The organism is Streptomyces sp. Da 82-17 (assembly GCF_046098215.1).
Classification (GTDB): Bacteria; Actinomycetota; Actinomycetes; order Streptomycetales; family Streptomycetaceae; genus Streptomyces.
Window position 1 is genome coordinate 516,090 of record NZ_JBJURH010000001.1, and the last position, 17,518, is coordinate 533,607.

Sequence of the window (17,518 nt, forward strand, 5' to 3'; positions counted from 1 at the left end):
CTCGACGGTCGGACGCTCAGGCCATCAAGGTCTCGACGAGGGTCTCCTGCAGCCCGCCGAGCCAGAGGTACGCCATCACCATCGGCTTGCGCGGATCGCTGTCCGGAAGTCGGTACAGCAGGTCCGTGTCCTCCTCGGCGATCACGTCGAGGCGGGCGGCGAGCGCGAGCCGCAGGTCGTTGAGGGCGCCGAGCCACTGCCGGGACTCGTCCGCCGACAGCTTGAGGACCGCGTCCTGCTCGCCGCCGACGGTGAGCGTGTCCAGGGAGCGCACCATCGCGAGGGCGTTCTCGCGCTTGCCCGCACGCAGGTCGTTCTCCGTGAACCGCCTGAACTCGGCGGAGTACGCCTTGAGTTGATCGTCCGGCACGGACTCCGGGTCGCCGTACGCGTCGGGGAAGAGGCGCTGCAGGACCGGGTCGGTCGGCGGCTCGCTGGGGCCCTCGGCGAAGAGGTCGGCGAGCGGGTCCTCCTCGCCGTCGGCGCCGCCCGGGCCGGGGCCGATCAGTTCGAGGAGCTGGACGGCGAGCGAGCGCAGGATGGAGATCTCGACCTCGTCGAGCGCGACGGCGGCCCCGCCGCCCGGCACGGGTTCGAACCGGCCGGCCATCAGGTGCGGTCCTGGCTCATGGTCGCCCACAGTCCATAGCCGTGCATGGCCTGGACGTCGCGCTCCATCTCCTCGCGAGTGCCGCTGGACACCACGGCACGGCCCTTGTGGTGGACGTCGAGCATCAGTTTGTGCGCCTTGTCCTTCGAGTAGCCGAAGTACGTCTGGAAGACATACGTCACGTAGCTCATGAGGTTGACGGGGTCGTTGTGGACGATCGTGACCCAGGGGACGTCGGGCTCGGCGACGGCGGAGACCTCCTCCGCCGACTGGGGGCGCTGGACCTCTACGGGAGACACATCAGGAGCCACACTCACCTGCCCCATGCTGCCACCTGGCCCCCTCCCCCGCACAAACGGCCCGGCCGGGAAGCGTTCCGGAAGGGTTCCGTCACATTCGGAGCCCAGAAATCGTCAGAGTGACGAAATAGGGGTAGCATCCCGGAGCATGAACAGTGGGGCTACGAATGGTGGGGCCATGAACGCCTTCAACTCTGCGGACCTCAGGCTGCCCGTGGACGTGCCGTCGACGGCGCTCTTCACGGACCACTACGAGCTGACGATGCTGCAGGCCGCCCTCAGGGCGGGCACGGCCGAGCGCCGCTCGGTCTTCGAGGTGTTCACACGCCGGCTCCCCGAGGGCCGCCGGTACGGCGTGGTCGCGGGCACCGGGCGGGTCCTGGACGCGGTGGAGAACTTCCGCTTCGACGAGGGCGTGCTCCGCTTCCTGCGCGAGCGGAAGGTCGTGGACGAGCCGACCCTCCAGTGGCTCGCGAACTACCGCTTCCAGGGCGACGTCTGGGGCTACCCGGAGGGCGAGGTCTACTTCCCGGGCTCGCCGATCCTGCGGGTCGAGGGAACCTTCGCGGAGTGCGTGCTCCTGGAGACGGTGATCCTCTCGATCCTCAACCACGACTCCGCCATCGCCGCCGCGGCCTCCCGGATGTCGGCCGCCGCGGGCGGGCGGGCGCTGATCGAGATGGGCGCGCGCCGCACCCACGAGCTGGCCGCGGTCGCCGCGTCCCGGGCCGCGTACGTCGGCGGCTTCGAGGCCACCTCCGACCTCGCGGCCGGGTTCCGGTACGACATCCCCACGGTCGGCACCTCCGCGCACGCCTTCACGCTGCTCCACGACAGCGAGCGGGACGCGTTCACCGCCCAGGTGGACACCCTCGGCCGGGGCACGACCCTGCTGGTCGACACGTACGACGTGGCCGAGGCCGTGCGGCTCGCCGTCGAGGTGGCCGGGCCCGAGCTCGGCGCCGTCCGGATCGACTCCGGGGACCTGCTGCTCGTGGCGCACCGGGTCCGGCAGCAGCTGGACGAGCTGGGCGCCACGGACACCAAGATCGTGGTGACCTCCGACCTGGACGAGTACGCCATCGCCTCGCTCGCGGCGGCGCCCGTGGACGCTTACGGCGTGGGCACGCAGCTGGTCACCGGGTCCGGGCACCCGACCTGCTCGATGGTCTACAAGCTGGTGGCGCGGGCCAAGTCCGCCGACCCGGGCGCGCCGCTCGAACCGGTCGCGAAGAAGTCGATGGGCGCCAAGTCCTCGCGCGGCGGCCGCAAGTGGGCCGCGCGCCGCCTGGACGCGGACGGCGTCGCCGAGGCGGAGGTCGTCGGCACGGGCGAGGTCCCGGCCGACCTCGCCGACCGGCAGCTGCTCGTCGAGCTGGTCAAGGGCGGCGAGGTGGTCGCCCGCGAGCCGCTGGACGCGGTCCGGGCCCGGCACAAGGCGGCCCGCGACCTGCTGCCGCTGTCGGCGACCCAGCTGTCCCGCGGCGAGGCCGTCATCCCGACCGAGCACATCGCGGGCGGGCAGGCGTAGGGACCTCGTCCGAGGGGGCGGCGGCATGAACCCCCGGGGAGGGGGAATGCAAGGGCCGTCCCCTCGAAGCATCCGAAGAATCCAGCCGAAGGACACCATCATGCGCCGCGCACTGATTGTCGTGGATGTGCAGAACGACTTCTGCGAGGGAGGCAGCCTCGCGGTCGCCGGCGGTGCGGACGTCGCCGCGGCGGTCACGGATCTCATCGGCCAGGCGGCCGGTGCGGGCTACCAGCACGTGGTCGCCACCCGCGACCACCACATCGCCCCCGGCGACCACTTCTCCGACCACCCGGACTACGCCCACAGCTGGCCCGCGCACTGCGTGGCCGGCACCGAGGGCGTCGGCTTCCACCCGAACTTCGCCCCGGCCGTCGCCTCGGGCGCCGTCGACGCGGTCTTCGACAAGGGCGCGTACACGGCCGCGTACAGCGGATTCGAGGGGACCGACGAGAACGGCACGCCGCTGGCGCGGTGGCTGCGGGCGCGCGAGGTGACCGAGGTCGACGTGGTCGGCATCGCCACGGACCACTGCGTACGGGCCACGGCGCTCGACGCGGCCCGCGAGGGGTTCCGGACGAAGGTGCTGCTCGACCTGACGGCCGGGGTCGCGCAGGAGTCGACCCAGCGGGCGCTCGACGAGCTGCGCGGGGCGGGCGTGGAGCTGGCGGGCAAGCCGGTCGTGGCCTGACCGGGGGCGGGCCCGGTCAGGCTCGTCACCGGCTCAGCGGACTCCGGTGGGGCTCGACCGGCCCGGTCTCAGCAGCGCCCTGATCGGGTGCCACAGCTCGTCCGCGCCGTCCGGCGCCGTGCGCCACAGCAGGCCGTCCGGATGGTGCAGGACGGCCGTGACCTCGTCCGGTGTCGGCGGGTGCGTGTTGCCCCGCAGGTAGACCGCGCGCAGGCCCAGGTTGCGGAGCCTGGTCAGGGCCCGCGCCCGGTTCGCGGCATGCACGAGGACCCGGACGTTCTCCTGCTCGCCCAGCGGGCTCGGCAGGGTCAGGGCCACTACGACGCTGCCTCCCGGCAGCTTGCTGAAGCCTCCTCCAGCCATGCGACATCACACCCCCGTGAGACGTTGCTCAGTCGTTGCGTCAATAAGGAACTCGCTGGACGCACCTAAACACGATCGGCCGCGACCCCGCTAGGGGCCGCGGCCGATACGTCTCTGACCTGCGAAAACTTCGCTCAGTCCTGCTGGGGGCCCACTTCGACCGTAATTGTCTCGCCGCTCTTCGGCTCGTTCACGATCGCGATCTTGGTGTTGGTGTCAGTTACCTTCACGCTCGCCGTGGGGTTCGACGGGTCGTAGTACGACACCCAGTGGCCGTCGTCGAAGACGCTCACTCCGTCCCGCCCGGGGATCTTCTTCGCGACGCCGTCCTTGTGCAGCGTGACCGCGTCCGTGCCGTACCGGCTGAAGGTCGAGTCGAAGGACTGGATCCGGTTGCGCATCAGCGAGCCGTCGGCCCACTTCTCCGCCTTCGGGTGCGCGTCGATCGGCAGGACCAGGCCCTTGCCGGGGTGCACGCCCGTGTTGTTGTCCGCCTGCGAGGTGTCCCACTGCCAGAGCATCAGCCCGTTCTGGTACGGGAAGTGCTCGACCCAGTTCTCCCGCGTCTTGGCCCAACCGAAGTTGTACGGGCCGGACTTGAGGGTCTTGTCGTACGACACGTACTGGCGGTTCTCCGCGAGGTAGTACTGCGGGTAGTCCTTGGTGAAGGACTCGCCGATGCGGTCGAAGCCCTTCTTCGTCCAGCCGTTGTCGTCGGTCTCGGCGTCGTCCGCGAAGAGCTGCGCGCCGTCCGCCGTCACCGAAATGCCGTCCGCGGCAAAGCCCTTGAGGGAGGTGCCGCCGTCGGTCTGGTAGCGGAAGCGCAGCTCGATCTTCTTGCCCGCGTACGCGTCGAGCGGGTAGCTCAGCTTCTTCCACGCGCCCGAACTGCCGTGCAGGGCCGGCTTGTCGCCGCCGTCGCGCGGGATCGGCGTGCCGTCGGCGGTGCCGTCGAGCGGGGTGTAGCTCGCGCCGCCGTCCGTGGAGACCTCGGCGTAGGCGTAGTCGTAGTTCGCCTCGATGTCCCACCAGCCCGAAAGGTCGAGCGTGGCCTTGGACTTGCCGGTGAGGTCGACCGTGCGGGTCAGGGTGTTCTTGAGGTCGTCGCCCTGGCCGCTCCACCACTGCTTCGTGCCGTCGGCCGGCTTGGTGATGGTGGTCGTGACGGGCTTCTCGGGCAGTTCGACGACGAGGGCCTGCTTGTTCGCGGTGTTGTACTCGGCGTAGCCCAGCTTGTGCGTGGACTTCGTGCCGGCCTTCGCCGTGTCGTAGTCCAGCCAGCCCAGCTGCAGCTTGTCCCAGGCGGTCATGTCGCCGGGCAGGTCGCCGATGGAGTCCTCGCCGCGGCCGAGCCAGGAGCCGGAGGACATCAACGACCAGTAGGCGGTGGAGTTCTCGCCCTTGCCGGAGGTGTCGTACAGGTCCGGCAGGCCGAGGTCGTGGCCGTACTCGTGGGCGAAGACGCCGAGGCCGCCGTTCTCCGGCTGCATCGTGTAGTCGCCGACCCAGATCCCGGTGTCGCCGATCTGCGTGCCGCCCGCCTTGTTTTCGGCCGGGCCGGTCTTGCCCGCGTCGGAGCCGTACGCGTACCAGCGGTGCGCCCAGATCGCGTTCTCGCCCTCGACGCCGCCGCCCGCGGACTCGTCCTCGCCGGCGTGCACGATCTGGAAGTGGTCGATGTAGCCGTCGGGTTCGTTGAAGTTGCCGTCGGCGTCGAAGTCGTAGCGGTCCCACGCGTCGTACTCGGCGAGCTGGGCCTTGATCTCGGCGTCGGTCTTCCCGGCGGCCTTCTGGTCGGCGGTCCACTGGTTGACGCCGTCGCGCACCGCGTCCCACACGTTGGCGCAGTTGGTGTCGCCGCAGTAGTTGGAGCCGTAACGGGCCTCGTTGTACTCGACCTTGACCCAGTCGGAGACCTCGCCGTCGACCGAGTAGCGGCCCGAGGACTGCTTCTCGTAGTACTTCTTCACGGACTCCTTCTTCGGGTCCTCGGAGAAGTACAGGTCCTGGAAGTGCTGCCGGTTGTAATCCGCCTGCCAGGCCGTGGAGTTGTCGTTCTCCCGGTCCGGCTCGGCGATCTTGTTGTGCAGCGGGCCCGGCTTGCCGCCGTACTTCTTGACCGGGGCCTCCGGTCCGTCCGGGCCGTCCGGGTCGTACATCGTGGTGTCGTCGACCTTGTCGCCGAACTCGACCAGGATCGTGAAGATCTTGTCGGTCTTCTCCCGGCCCAGCTCCACGTACTTGCCGTCGTCGAGCTTCACCACGTTCGACGCGCCGCGCTTGGTCGGCTTGGCCTCGCCGGATATCACCTGGCGCAGGGCGTCCTCGCGCTGCTGCGCCTCGGTGTCGCTGAACGGGCCCTTCAGGTCGTGCTCGCCGTGGCCCGCGTGGCCGTCGCCGGGCGCCGGGTCGTGGCGCTCCACTCCGGCGGCCTGCCGCCCCGTGTCCTCGTCGGCCTGCGCGAGGCTGTAAGCCGACGCCGTGGCGCCGACGGCGGCGAGCGCCGTGGCCACGGCCGCGGCGCGGAACGCCCGGCGTCTGCCGGACTTGGTCCTCTGGATCACTTCGTACTGTCCTCCCCCGCGACCGCGCCTGCGGAGCCTGCGGATGGGGGGTCAAAGGGATCCGGGCGCAGTGCCGCGTCACAAGTGACGACATTCGACCGGAGTTACGCGAGAAAAGACAGACCTTGACTTGAACTGGTCAAGTGCACTATGCGGTGGCCGAGTTGTGCTATCCGGACGCCGACCGTCGTACGCGGGCCGGGCGTTGGGGCGCGTACGTCTCGCTGCGTGGACGACGCCGTGAGCCCGTGCGCCCCTCATGCTTCGGCGCCGCACCCGCCGTGCCCAAGCTCACGCTTACACGCCTCTTCGCTCGGGAATCCAGCGGAATAGCATGAGTTGACCGCGTGCTCGGCCCGTTCGGTACACGTTCACCGCACCCCCGCATCTGCTGTCCAGAGGACGACGGAGTTCGCCATGCCCCGCCCGACCGCCGCACAGCTCGCCTACGGTTCCGCCACCGTGGTCTTCGCGACCCTCGCCATGCTGCTGCTCTTCCAGACGCGTTCGGGCCTCGGCGTCGCCGTCATCGCCGTCGCCTCCCTCGCGCTCGGGCTGCTGGTCGCGGTGGCCGTGCCCACCCGGGGCGCGGCGGCGGGGCGTTCGGGTCAGCCGGCTCAGTCGGTCCGGTCGGTTCAGCCGGGGCCCGAGCCCGTCTCCGTACGGCCGGTGCGCGCCGGGGCCGAGGCGCGTACGGCGGAGCACTCGCTGCACTCCTGACGGGGGCCGCACACGCCGGCGGGCCCGCGACTCCTTCCGTCGCGGGCCCGCCGGTGCACGTACCGGGTGCCTCGTCAGCCGGTGCTGACCACCACCGTCTTCGCGGCCTTGTCGTGCAGGCCCTGCTTGTACGGCTTGTCGAAGAAGCTCCAGCCGCCGCAGATCGCGGTCCAGATGCAGTAGCAGCAGAACGAGAACGGCAGCCACAGCACGGCCGCCCGCACGAGCGAGGTCTGCACGCTCGGCGTCGACCCGTTGTCCAGGTTCGCCGTCCGCAGCTTCATCAACTGCTTGCCCGGCGTCTGCCCCGTCCTGGACGTGAACCAGGTGTCGTACGCCAGGTACAGGACCGCCGACAGGATCGAGCGGCCGAAGGTCGTGCCGTACTCGACCTCGTCGGCGTCGACCTCCACCTGCGTCCAGCCGAACGCCCAGGAGAGCAGGGCGACCACGACGCCGACGATCAGCATGTCCACGATGCGGGCGAGCACGCGCCGGCCGCTGTCGGCGAGCGGCGGCATCCCGGCGAGCGGGTCGGCCCCGCCGTAACCGCCGCCGTACGGGTCACCGCCGTAGGGCCCGCCTCCGGGGGGCGGAGGCCCGAAACCCCCGCCTCCGGGCGGGGGCGGGGGCTGGTCGTACGGCGAACCGCCGCCGGGGGGCGGCTGGTCGTACGGGGAGCCGCCGCCCGCGGGTGGCTGCTGCGGCTTGCTGAACGGGTCCTCGTCCGGCGGGCCCTGGCCTGGGGGCGGCGGTGGTGTGCTCATGGGCCGAGTCGACCGCGGCGCACCTGCGGTCGCATCCGGCGAGGGGCTGAACGGGGGATCCGTTCAGCGCGCACCTAACCTGCGACGAACGTCCTCGCCGCCTTGTCGTGCCAGCACTGCCGCCACGGGCGGTCCCACGTGCACCAGAGCACGCCGAGCGCGCCGATCGCCAGGACGCCGGGCACGCAGTAGACCAGCCAGCGGCGCAGGGCCGCGGAGAACGTCGGGGCCACGTGCTCCTCGATGTCCCGGACCTCGATCTTCATCAGCTTCTTGCCGAGCGTGAAGCCCCACTTCGAGGTGGGCAGCGCCTCGTACAGCGCGCCGAAGACGAGGAGGACGGCGAGGACGATGCCGAGGTACACGGACGTGGTGCCGTCGAGCAGCCACACCGTGCGCTCCATGCCGGACAGCTTGGCTTCCTCGATCTTGCCGTCGATGTGCTCGACCGCGCTGGTCAGCAGCGGCACGGCGACCGCGCCGGTGACCGCGCCGACGACGACCGTGTCGATCAGACGGGCCACGAGCCGCTTGCCGAGGCCCGCGGGCCGGGCTGCGGCCTGGGCCTGGGCGGCCGCGAGGAACGGGTCGTCGGCGACGGGCTTGAACGGGGTGACCGGACCGCCCTCCGCCTCCGGGCCCTGCGCCAGGTTCTGCACCTGCTGCGGCCAGGACGCGGCACCGCCACCGGCACCGGCGCCGACCGGGCCGCCGGACTGCGGCTGCGGGTAGCCGTAACCGGAACCGGGTGCGCCGTGCTGCGGGGCGCCCTGCGGGTAGCCGTAGCCGGACGGGGCGCCCTGCTGCGGGGTCGCGGGCGGGGTGGGCTGGATCGGGTTCTGCTGGCCCGGCAGCGCACGGATCGCCATCGTGCCGGGTTCGGGCTGCTGTTGGGGGGTGCCTTGGTTCTGGCCGGGGGTCTGGCCGGGGGCCTGGCCGGGGTTCTGTCCCGGGCGAACGGCGCGGACCATCATCGTGCCGTCGGCGGGCGGCTGTTGGGCCTGCGCCTGGTTCTGTCCCTGTCCCTGGCCCTGGCCCGCTTCGGAGGCGGGCTGCTGCTGCGGGTCGCGGCCCGGCTGTACGGCGCGGATCGCGACGGTGCCGTCGGTACGGGCCGGGGCGGCCGGGTGCACGGGAGGGGCGGACTGCTGCTGCTCGGCCGGCGGCTGTTGCTGCGGCTGCTGCTGCGGTTCGGGCTCGCCGCCCCAGGAGACGCGGGCCTGCTCACCGCCGAAGCCGGTCTGCCGGGAGGCGTCGGCGCCCCAGGCGGAGGCGGGCTCGGGCTGACCGGACCGCTCGGCCGCCGGGTTCGCCTCGGGGGCGGCCGCGGGTCCCTCGTCGAGGAACATCGGGCCGGTCTCCTCGGCCGGGGCGACCTGCTGCTCGGGGACGACACCCGGCGCGGGCTCGGCGCCGCCGGGCGGCACGGGCATCGGCTCACCCTCGGCGGGTGCGGGGCGGCTGGTGCCGGGCACCCAGGCGGCGCCGTTCCAGTACCGGATGTATCCGGGGATGGAGGGGTCCGGGTAGTACCCACTCGTGGGGCTGCTGTCGCCGGGGGCCGGGGTAGGGGCGCTCATGGTCCGTCCGTAGTCCCGTATCTGCTGGAGGGTGTTGTGGAAGACCCACATCTATCAGACCGCCCGGGGCCACCGGGCGGCTCCTGCCGTTCCGTCCACTTTCCGGGCACCACAGGGCCACAGCCCTGCCTCCCCTCCCGCCTGCCCACACATCCCCCGACCCACTCCCCCGGCACGCCCCACCCGCCCGAGTACGCCTGATACGGGCCCGTATGCCCGACAGCCCGTGGACCCCACCCACCAGAACCGACGAACAACCGCCCCGCACCCTCCGCCCCGCACCCCGTCAACCGCACGCCCCCGAGCACCCGAGAGCGGTACGGCCGAGAACGCGCCCCGCGAAACACTCGCCCGCGCACGACCGGAGAAACCCCACCGCCCCCGCGGGAACAGCCACGGCGAGGGGGGGCGGGTCCGCCCGAAGGTCCCGCGCAGGCAACATGAAGATTCCCGGCAACGGGCCCAGCGAACGCCCCGGCGAAGGGTCCCACCATCAGCCCGGCGAACGACTCCGGGGACTGACCCGCAAAGGGCTCGGCACCGACTCCACGAAAGGGCCGGCAATGGCGCCGGGAACGGCCCGGCGGAGGGGGCCGGGAGCGAGCCCGGGAAGAAGCCCGAGAGCGGACCCGCCGCGGCGCCCTGTGCCGGGGCCCGCGAACGGCCCGGCGAAGGACCCGCGAGGGCCGCGATGGCCTCGTGAAGGAGCAGCCGGAAACAACCCGTCACAGGGCCCCGCGAACGCCCCGGAGAGGGGACCACGAGCGGCCCCGCGAAGGAGCCCGGGACCGGGGGCCCCGCCACCGCCCCCCGGGATGGGACCCGCTGACGGAACTGGCCCGGCAGGGAGCCCGGGGCCGGACCCGCCGCAGGGCCCCGAGACGGGACGCGCGAAGGGCCCCGCGAAGAGGGCGGCAGCGGTCCGCCGGAGGTTCGGGAAAAAAGTTTTGGAAAGTCGCGTAAGCATCTGCGACCTGCGCGCTCTCTCCCAGTGCGGGCCTGAGAAAGGGCCCCCGACGCGGAAGAGAGGCACGACATGCAGCACACCATGGTGGAACGCGAGCTCGAGCTGAAGCTGGTCCTGTCGCCGGAGCGCAGCATCCCCGTTCCGGCGCGGCTGACGTACCGGACGGACGACCCGTACGCCGTGCACATCACCTTCCACATCGGCTCCGAGCAGCCGGTGAACTGGACCTTCGCGCGCGAGCTGCTCGTCGAGGGCGTCTTCCGGCCGTGCGGACACGGGGACGTGCGGGTGTGGCCGACGAAGATGGACGGGCGCAGCGTCGTCCTGATGGCGCTCAGCTCGCCCGACGGCGACGCCCTCCTGGAGGCCCCGGCGGCGGCCGTCTCGGCGTGGCTGGAGCGCACCCTGCGCGTGGTCCCGCCCGGCTCGGAGTCCGACCACCTCGGCATCGACGACGGTCTGGCCGAACTCCTCACCCCGACCCCGGCGGACGACCTGTGGCTGCGCGACCCGTGGCCCTCGGACGAGTCCAAGGACGGTGAGTGAGCCACGTGCCGTACGCCGGTACGGAACGAACGCGTGCGTGCGGGAGCGGGCCCGCGGGGCGTCAGAACAGCTTGCCGGGGTTGAGCAGGCCCAGCGGGTCGAAGGTCTGCTTGATGCCGCGCTGCAGTTCGACGCCCACGGGCCCGATCTCGCGCGCCAGCCACTCCTTCTTGAGGACGCCCACGCCGTGCTCGCCGGTGATCGTGCCGCCGAGTTCCAGGCCGAGGGCCATGATCTCGTCGAAGGACTCGCGGGCCCGCCGGGACTCGTCCGGGTCCTGGGCGTCGAAGCAGACGGTGGGGTGCGTGTTGCCGTCGCCGGCGTGGGCGCAGACGCCGATGGTCAGGTCGTACTTCTCGGCGATACGGGCGGTGCCCTCCAGCATGTCGGCGAGGCGGGAGCGGGGCACGCACACGTCGTCGATCATCGTCGTGCCCTTGACAGCTTCGAGCGCGGTGAGCGACAACCGCCGTGCCTGGAGCAGCAGTTCGGACTCGGCGTGGGTGTCGGCGGGCACGACCTCGGTGGCTCCGGCGGCGGCGCACAGCTCCCCGACGGCGGCGAGGTCGGCGGCCGGGTCGGCGGTGTCGAAGGCGGCGAGGAGCAGCGCCTCTGTGGTCTCCGGGAGGCCCATCTGCGCCAGGTCGTTTACGGCCCTGATGGTCGTGCGGTCCATCAGCTCCAGCAGGGAGGGCACGTGCCCTCCCTCCATGATCTTGCAGATGGCGGCGCAGGCGGCCTCCGTCGAGGCGAACTCCGCTGCCAGGGCGAGCTGCTGGGGCGGCTCGGGCTTCAGGGCGAGCACGGCGCGGACGACGATGCCGAGGCTGCCCTCGGAGCCGACGAAGAGGCGGGTGAGGTCGTACCCGGCGACGCCCTTGGCGGTGCGGCGGCCGGTCTGCAGCAGGCGGCCGTCGGCGAGGACGACGTCGAGCCCGAGGACGTACTCGGCGGTGACGCCGTACTTGACGCAGCACAGGCCGCCGGAGGCCGTGCCGATGTTGCCGCCGATGGTGCACTGCTCCCAACTGCTGGGATCCGGCGGGTAGTAGAGGCCGTGCTCGTTCACGGCGCGGGACAGGACGGCGTTGACGACGCCCGGTTCGACGACGGCGATCCGGTCGACCGGGTTGATCTCCAGGATGGCGTCCATCCGGGTCAGGGAGAGCACGATGCACCCGTCGGAGGCGTTGGCGGCGCCGGACAGGCCGGTGCGGGCGCCCTGCGGGACGACGGGGACGCGGAGCGCGGTCGCGGTGCGCATGACGTGCTGCACCTGCTCGACGGTGCGCGGCAGGACCACGGCGGCGGGAACGCCCGAGGGGCAGAAGCTGGCCATGTCGTTGGCGTACGCGGCCATGACGTCCGGGTCGGTGAGGACGGCCTCGGCGGGGAGGTTCTCGCGCAGCATCTCGACGAGTCGGGCGGGGTCGACGGGCTGACCTGAGGGGCGCTCGGAGACATCGTTCATGATTCAAGCGTGGCACCGGGGGCCATCGGTGTGAACCCGTCTGCGTCGCCCGGCGCATGCCGCGCTGCGTTCGTCGTATTGGCCCACTTTCTGACGCACAGTGTCCGCCATGGAGATCGATCAGGATGCGCGCCGGGACACGCCTCAGCACTCCCCGGCGCCTCAGGACTCCCCGGCGCCTCAGGACTCCCCCGCGCCGCGTCGGCGCCGGGCCCCTTCCGCGCGCCGGGTGCTGCTCGCCTCGGTCGCGGGTTCCGTGGTCCTGGCCGGTGTGGTGACGCTCGTGCCGCTGCTCGCCGCGGAGTCGGCGCCGCCCGCGCTCGGTCCGGTGGGGCGGGCGCAGGCCGCGTACGGGGCGGGGGTGCCGGCCGCGCTGCCCGATCTGGCGGCGCTGATCGGCGACCGGGAGGCGCATGTGCGGCGGCACCCGGCGGACGAGGAGTCCTGGGCGGTGCTCGGCTCGGCCTACGTCGAACAGGGCCGCAGGACCGCCGACCTGACGTACCTGGCGAAGGCCGACGACGCCCTGAAGCGGTCCCTGGCGACCCGTTCGGGCGAGGCGGGCAACGTGGAGGCGCTCGCGGGGATGGCGGTGCTCGCGAACGCGCGGCGCGACTACGCGGCGGCGAAGAAGTACGGCGAGGCCGCGGCGGCGAAGGCCCCGGAGCGCTGGACGCTGTACCCACAGCTGATCGACGCGTACACCGGGCTCGGCGACGACAAGGCGGTCGGCAAGGCCCTGGAGAAGCTGCAGGAACTGCGGTCGGGCAGCGCGGTGATGGCCCGTACGGCGCAGGTGTACCGGGACCGCGGCTGGCGCGAGGACTCGGCCGCGCACCTCTACGACGCGGCGGCGCTCGCCGAGACCCCGGCCGAACAGGCCGCGTACCAGCACCGGTTCGGGGAGCTGCTCTTCGAGCGCGGGGAGCCGGAGCAGGCGCTCCGCTACTTCGAGGCGGCGCTGCGCACCGAGCCCGAGCACCACGCCTCGCTCGCGGGCAAGGGCCGCGCCCAGCGCGCGCTCGGCCGCACGTCGGAGGCGATGGTCAGCTACCAGGCGGCGATCGCGAAGCAGCCGCGCCCCGAATACGCCCTGGAACTGGGCGAGTTGTACGAGTCCCTCGGCATGGAGCCGGCCTCGCAGGCGCAGTACGAGCAACTGCGGGCGCGGGTCGAGGAGGAGAGCGCGGTCGGCGTCAACGACGCGCTGGTGCTCGGCCGTTTCGAGGCGGACCACGGCGACCCGGAGGCGGCGGTACGGCGCCTCACGGCGGAGTACAAGCGGCAGCCGGGCCGCGAGGTCAGCGACGCGCTCGGCTGGGCGCTGCACCGCGCGGGCAAGAGCAAGAAGGCGCTCGGGTACGCGAAGCGGGCGATGAAGGACGGCCCGATGAGCGCGCTGTTCGCGTACCACCGCGGGGAGATCGAGCGGCAGATCGGCAAGTACGGCGCGGCCCGCCGCCATCTGGAGCAGGCGCTGCGGATCAACCCGCACTTCTCGCCGCTGCTCGCCCCGTACGCCCAGGAGGCCCTGGACGCGCTCGGCGAGCCCCCGGAGGGCGGTCCGGAGAACATGCACGGCAAGGGGACGCAGCCGACGGAGCCCACCGCTCCGACCCCGACCCCGGCGCCGGTCAACTCGGCCCCGGCGGCGCCGAGTTCGAGCCCGAAGCCGACGGGGACGCCGAGCGCGAGCCCGAGCCCGAGTCCTGCGGCGACGCGTTCGCCCTCGAAGTCGGCGGCGCCGAGCAAATCGCCTGAGCGGCCGCTGAGATCACCGGATCCGGCTGATGAGCGGGGACCGAAAATCAGCCCGTCCGGCGCCTGAGGACGAGGCCGGAGGCCGATGATCGAGCCCGTCCGGCGCTTGAGGACGAGGCCGGGGGCCGATCGACCCGGCGCCGGACGGGGTGCGCCTGAACCCCGACCTACAAGTTGCCCCGCTTCGCCTGCTCGCGCTCGATCGCCTCGAAGAGGGCCTTGAAGTTGCCCTTGCCGAAGCCCATCGACCCGTGCCGCTCGATGAGTTCGAAGAACACGGTCGGCCGGTCCTGGACCGGCTTGGTGAAGATCTGCAGCAGGTACCCGTCCTCGTCCCGGTCGACGAGGATCTTCAGCTCGCGCAGCGTCTCGACGGGCACGCGGGTCTCGCCGGCCCACTCGCCGAGGGTGTCGTAGTACGAGTCGGGGGTGTCGAGGAACTGGACGCCGCCGGCGCGCATCGTGCGTACCGTCTCGACGATGTCGTTGGTGGCGAGGGCGATGTGCTGGACGCCGGCGCCGCCGTAGAACTCCAGGTACTCGTCGATCTGCGACTTCTTCTTCGCGATCGCGGGCTCGTTGATCGGGAACTTCACCTTGAGGGTGCCGTCCGCGACGACCTTCGACATCAGCGCGCTGTACTCGGTGGCGATGTCGTCGCCCACGAACTCCTTCATGTTCGTGAAGCCCATGACCTTGTTGTAGAAGGCCACCCACTCGTTCATCTTGCCGAGCTCGACGTTGCCGACGCAGTGGTCGATGGCCTGGAAGGTCCGCTTGGCCGGCGGTTCGACGATCGGCTTGGCGGCCACGAAGCCCGGCAGGTACGGGCCGTCGTAACCGGACCGCTCGACGAGCGTGTGCCGGGTCTTGCCGTACGTGGCGATCGCGGCGCGGACGACCGTGCCGTGCTCGTCCTTGGTGTCGTACGGCTCCTCGATGCCGGTGGCGCCGTGCTCGATCGCGTACGCGTAGGCGGCGCGGGCGTCCGGGACCTCGATGGCGAGGTCGATCACGCCGTCGCCGTGCTCCGCGACGTGCGCCTCCAGGAAGCGGCCCCAGTCGGTGGTGGCCTTGATGACGGAGGTGAGGACGAACCGGGCTCCGCCGTTCTCCAGGACGTAACTGGCCGTCTCGCGGCTGCCGTTCTCGGGTCCCGAGTAGGCGACGAGCTTCATGCCGAAGGCGGTCGAGTAGTAGTGCGCGGCCTGCTTGGCGTTGCCCACGGCGAAGACGACCGCGTCCATTCCCTTGACCGGGAAGGGGTCGGCCTGCCGGGCGGTGTCGGGGGTGGCATGTGTGGTCTCAGTCATGTCCGCAGGTTCTCTCCGTTCCACAAGGTGCGCAATAGTTCGCTGAATCCCTGGGCAATGTGCATAGCGGGCGGCCAATATGTCCGGACGATCTGTGCAGGATGACCATCGGGAGTGTGATCCACGCCATGTCCGTCGGAACCCCGCAGGGACGGCCGGCCGGAACGCCGGTCGGCGCCACGGTCGACGAGCTCGACGGCCGCCTCATCGTGCTGCTCGCCCGTGAGCCCAGGATCGGCGTCCTGGAGGCGTCGCGCAGGCTGGGCGTGGCCCGCGGCACGGTGCAGGCGCGGCTCGACCGGCTGCAGTCGAACGGAGTGATCCGCGGCTTCGGCCCGGACGTCGACCCGGCGGCGCTCGGCTACCCGGTGACCGCGTTCGCGACCCTGGAGATCAAGCAGGGCCAGGGAGCGGACGTACGCGCGCATCTGGCCACCGTGCCAGAGGTGCTCGAACTGCACACCACGACCGGCAGCGGCGACATGCTCTGCCGGCTCGTGGCCAGGTCGAACGCGGATCTCCAACGGGTGATCGACCGGGTGGTGGGTTTCGACGGCATCGTCCGGGCCGCGACGGCGATCGTCATGGAGAACCCCGTTCCGCTGCGGATCATCCCGCTGGTGGAGCAGGCGGCGTCGCTGGAGCCGGGCGCCCGCTGAGCCGAGCCGAAGGCCGATTCGGCGGGGGCGTAGTTACAAAGAGTTCCTTGCAAAGGGGTCTTTGCAAGAAACCCTTTGCATGCCATGCTCAGGGCATGACGGAACGGCACGAGCACAAGGTCCGGGATCTCGACCCGCGTTCGCTGCGGGGGCTTGCACATCCGCTGCGAATCCGGCTCCTGGAGAGCCTGCGCCACGAGGGACCGGCCACCGCGTCCCAACTCGCCGCGCGGCTGGGCGAGTCGAGCGGGGCCACCAGCTACCACCTGCGCCAGCTCGCCGCGCACGGCTTCGTCGAGGACGCCCCCGAGCACGGCAAGGGGCGGGAGCGGTGGTGGAAGGCGGCGCATCAGGGCACGCGGATCGGCGTGGAGCTGATCACCGACGGATCGCCCGAGACCCGGGGCGCCGTCACCGCCATGCTGCACGAGCTGGCCACCCAGCACGCCCACGAGCTGTCCACCTGGCTCGGCACCATGCACGAATGGCCCGAGGAGTGGGTCGCCGCGTCCGAACTGAGCAACTTCACCCTGAGCCTCACCCCCGGGCAGAGCCGCGAGCTGAACGAGAAGATCACCCAACTCATCGAGAGCTACCGCGAGTCGGCCCCGGAACCCGGCACGCCGAACGCCGCCCGGGTCCGCCTCCATCTGCACGCCCTGCCCACGGCCCGGAACCGAGAGGACACGGAATGAGCCCCGTAGACCCCCACACCCACCTCCTCCTGCACGCCCGCCGGGCCGTCGAGTTACAGGAGGCCGCGTACCGGCCGGTGCCGCGGCGGGTGTCGTTGCGGGCTCAACTCGGCTGGGCGCTGGTCGAGTTGGGGCTGCGGCTGGCCACGCCTCGGGCGGCCGTCGCGGCGCCGCTCAGCAGGTAGGGACCTTCCCGTTCCTGTTGAGGGCGCGCAGGGAGTCCACCGTGCCGTCCAGGGTCGTGACCGGGATCAGGCGCATGCCCTCGGGGAGTTCCGCCTTCGCGTCCGCGCACTCCGCCTTCGGCACCAGGAACACGCTCGCGCCGTCCCGGCCCGCCGCCTGGGTCTTCAGGGCGACGCCGCCGACCGCGCCGACCTTGCCGTCCGCGGTGATCGTGCCCGTACCGGCGATGGTGCGGCCGCCCGTGAGGTCGCCGCCGCTGCCGTCGCCGTCGAGCTTGTCGATGATGCCGAGGGTGAACAGCAGGCCGGCGCTGGGGCCGCCGATGTCGGCGAGCTTCAGCTCGACCCGTACGTCCTTCGGGCTCAGGCCCAGGTGGCCGAGGGCCGCGGCGACCGCCTCGTCCTGGGACTTCTTCATCTCGCCGAGGTTGTGCTTCTCGATCTCCTCGGTGGTGTCGCCGGTCGGGTAGACCGCCTCGCGCGGCATCACGGCACGGTCGGTGCGGAACCAGCCGTCGAGCACGTCCCCGAGGTGGATCCGCATGTCCGGGCCGGTCGCGACGATCGTCGTCATGAGCAGCTCGCCCTTGGTCGGCCGGGTCGGCTCGCCCTCGACGGTGATCACCTGCTCGCCCTTGTTCTCGCCGAGCACGTTCGCGGTGGAGCCGGGCTGCGCGACGGCGAACGGCAGCGGCGCGAACGCGGTCGCACCGAGGAGGGCCAGTACGGGTACGGCGCTGATCGCGAGGGCCGTACGACGGGGAAGGGCGGCGAGGGCGGAGAGCACGGGTCCAAT

Annotated in this window: 17 protein-coding genes; 8 read left to right on the top strand and 9 right to left on the bottom strand. The window is 71.7% G+C overall.

Features of this window, described 5'->3' with window-relative positions:
* Positions 1–16 precede the first annotated feature (16 nt).
* Positions 17–610 carry a DUF2017 domain-containing protein gene (locus ACIDOF_RS02370; protein ID WP_409003893.1) on the bottom strand — a complete coding sequence of 198 codons (594 nt, stop codon included), beginning with the start codon at positions 608–610 and terminating at the stop codon, positions 17–19.
* Complete coding sequence (gene clpS / locus ACIDOF_RS02375) at positions 610–936, bottom strand: ATP-dependent Clp protease adapter ClpS (protein WP_409003894.1); 327 nt, start codon at positions 934–936, stop codon at positions 610–612. Before clpS ends, ACIDOF_RS02370 begins: the two co-directional genes overlap by 1 nt.
* A 151-nt stretch (positions 937–1,087) precedes the next feature.
* Between clpS and ACIDOF_RS02380 the strand changes: the two genes are divergently transcribed.
* On the top strand, positions 1,088–2,440 hold the full coding sequence (locus tag ACIDOF_RS02380) for a nicotinate phosphoribosyltransferase (protein ID WP_409003895.1): 1,353 nt from the start codon (positions 1,088–1,090) through the stop codon (positions 2,438–2,440).
* Positions 2,441–2,540: 100 nt separating this feature from the next.
* Positions 2,541–3,131, top strand: a complete 591-nt coding sequence (locus ACIDOF_RS02385) for an isochorismatase family protein (RefSeq protein WP_409003896.1) — start codon at positions 2,541–2,543, stop codon at positions 3,129–3,131.
* A 33-nt stretch (positions 3,132–3,164) separates the two neighbouring features.
* Here ACIDOF_RS02385 and ACIDOF_RS02390 read toward each other — a convergent pair whose 3' ends face one another.
* Positions 3,165–3,494: a hypothetical protein gene (locus ACIDOF_RS02390; RefSeq protein ID WP_409003897.1), complete on the bottom strand. Its 330-nt coding sequence runs from the start codon at positions 3,492–3,494 to the stop codon at positions 3,165–3,167.
* A gap of 134 nt (positions 3,495–3,628) precedes the next feature.
* Complete coding sequence (locus tag ACIDOF_RS02395) at positions 3,629–6,058, bottom strand: immune inhibitor A domain-containing protein (protein WP_409003898.1); 2,430 nt, start codon at positions 6,056–6,058, stop codon at positions 3,629–3,631.
* A gap of 417 nt (positions 6,059–6,475) precedes the next feature.
* Here ACIDOF_RS02395 and ACIDOF_RS02400 point away from each other — a divergent pair, with 417 nt between their 5' ends.
* Positions 6,476–6,778, top strand: a complete 303-nt coding sequence (locus tag ACIDOF_RS02400; protein WP_409003899.1) for a hypothetical protein — start codon at positions 6,476–6,478, stop codon at positions 6,776–6,778.
* Between the two features lie 74 nt (positions 6,779–6,852).
* On the opposite strand, the gene ACIDOF_RS02405 is transcribed toward ACIDOF_RS02400, so the two are convergent.
* Both ACIDOF_RS02405 and ACIDOF_RS02410 read right to left on the bottom strand, forming a co-directional pair.
* Positions 6,853–7,545 (bottom strand): RDD family protein, encoded by a 693-nt coding sequence (locus ACIDOF_RS02405; RefSeq protein ID WP_409003900.1) that lies wholly within the window; start codon positions 7,543–7,545, stop codon positions 6,853–6,855.
* A 74-nt stretch (positions 7,546–7,619) separates the two neighbouring features.
* The gene (locus ACIDOF_RS02410) at positions 7,620–9,125 is read right to left on the bottom strand and encodes an RDD family protein (RefSeq protein ID WP_409003901.1); all 1,506 of its coding nucleotides are present in this window, start codon (positions 9,123–9,125) and stop codon (positions 7,620–7,622) included.
* 1,036 nt (positions 9,126–10,161) lie between these two features.
* Here ACIDOF_RS02410 and ACIDOF_RS02415 point away from each other — a divergent pair.
* Positions 10,162–10,638, top strand: a complete 477-nt coding sequence (locus tag ACIDOF_RS02415; RefSeq protein WP_409003902.1) for an SsgA family sporulation/cell division regulator — start codon at positions 10,162–10,164, stop codon at positions 10,636–10,638.
* Positions 10,639–10,699: 61 nt separating this feature from the next.
* Here ACIDOF_RS02415 and ACIDOF_RS02420 read toward each other — a convergent pair whose 3' ends face one another.
* Positions 10,700–12,049 carry an FAD-binding oxidoreductase gene (locus tag ACIDOF_RS02420; RefSeq protein ID WP_409004031.1) on the bottom strand — a complete coding sequence of 450 codons (1,350 nt, stop codon included), beginning with the start codon at positions 12,047–12,049 and terminating at the stop codon, positions 10,700–10,702.
* A gap of 169 nt (positions 12,050–12,218) precedes the next feature.
* On the opposite strand from ACIDOF_RS02420, the gene ACIDOF_RS02425 reads away from it, so the two are divergent.
* Positions 12,219–13,937 carry a tetratricopeptide repeat protein gene (locus ACIDOF_RS02425; RefSeq protein WP_409003903.1) on the top strand — a complete coding sequence of 573 codons (1,719 nt, stop codon included), beginning with the start codon at positions 12,219–12,221 and terminating at the stop codon, positions 13,935–13,937.
* A 100-nt stretch (positions 13,938–14,037) separates the two neighbouring features.
* Here the strand turns inward: ACIDOF_RS02425 and hppD are convergent, their stop codons facing one another.
* Positions 14,038–15,183: a 4-hydroxyphenylpyruvate dioxygenase gene (hppD, locus tag ACIDOF_RS02430; RefSeq protein ID WP_409003904.1), complete on the bottom strand. Its 1,146-nt coding sequence runs from the start codon at positions 15,181–15,183 to the stop codon at positions 14,038–14,040.
* A gap of 128 nt (positions 15,184–15,311) precedes the next feature.
* Between hppD and ACIDOF_RS02435 the strand changes: the two genes are divergently transcribed.
* The 3 genes from ACIDOF_RS02435 (at position 15,312) to ACIDOF_RS02445 (ending at position 16,722) form a co-directional block, all read left to right on the top strand.
* Positions 15,312–15,842, top strand: a complete 531-nt coding sequence (locus tag ACIDOF_RS02435) for an Lrp/AsnC family transcriptional regulator (protein ID WP_409004032.1) — start codon at positions 15,312–15,314, stop codon at positions 15,840–15,842.
* Between the two features lie 95 nt (positions 15,843–15,937).
* Positions 15,938–16,537, top strand: coding sequence for an ArsR/SmtB family transcription factor (locus ACIDOF_RS02440; protein WP_409003905.1), 600 nt, complete (start codon positions 15,938–15,940; stop codon positions 16,535–16,537).
* Complete coding sequence (locus ACIDOF_RS02445; protein WP_409003906.1) at positions 16,534–16,722, top strand: hypothetical protein; 189 nt, start codon at positions 16,534–16,536, stop codon at positions 16,720–16,722. Before ACIDOF_RS02440 ends, ACIDOF_RS02445 begins: the two co-directional genes overlap by 4 nt.
* Here the strand turns inward: ACIDOF_RS02445 and ACIDOF_RS02450 are convergent.
* Positions 16,712–17,509 carry a S16 family serine protease gene (locus ACIDOF_RS02450; RefSeq protein WP_409003907.1) on the bottom strand — a complete coding sequence of 266 codons (798 nt, stop codon included), beginning with the start codon at positions 17,507–17,509 and terminating at the stop codon, positions 16,712–16,714. The two genes, ACIDOF_RS02445 and ACIDOF_RS02450, sit on opposite strands and share 11 nt — an antisense overlap.
* Positions 17,510–17,518 lie beyond the last annotated feature (9 nt).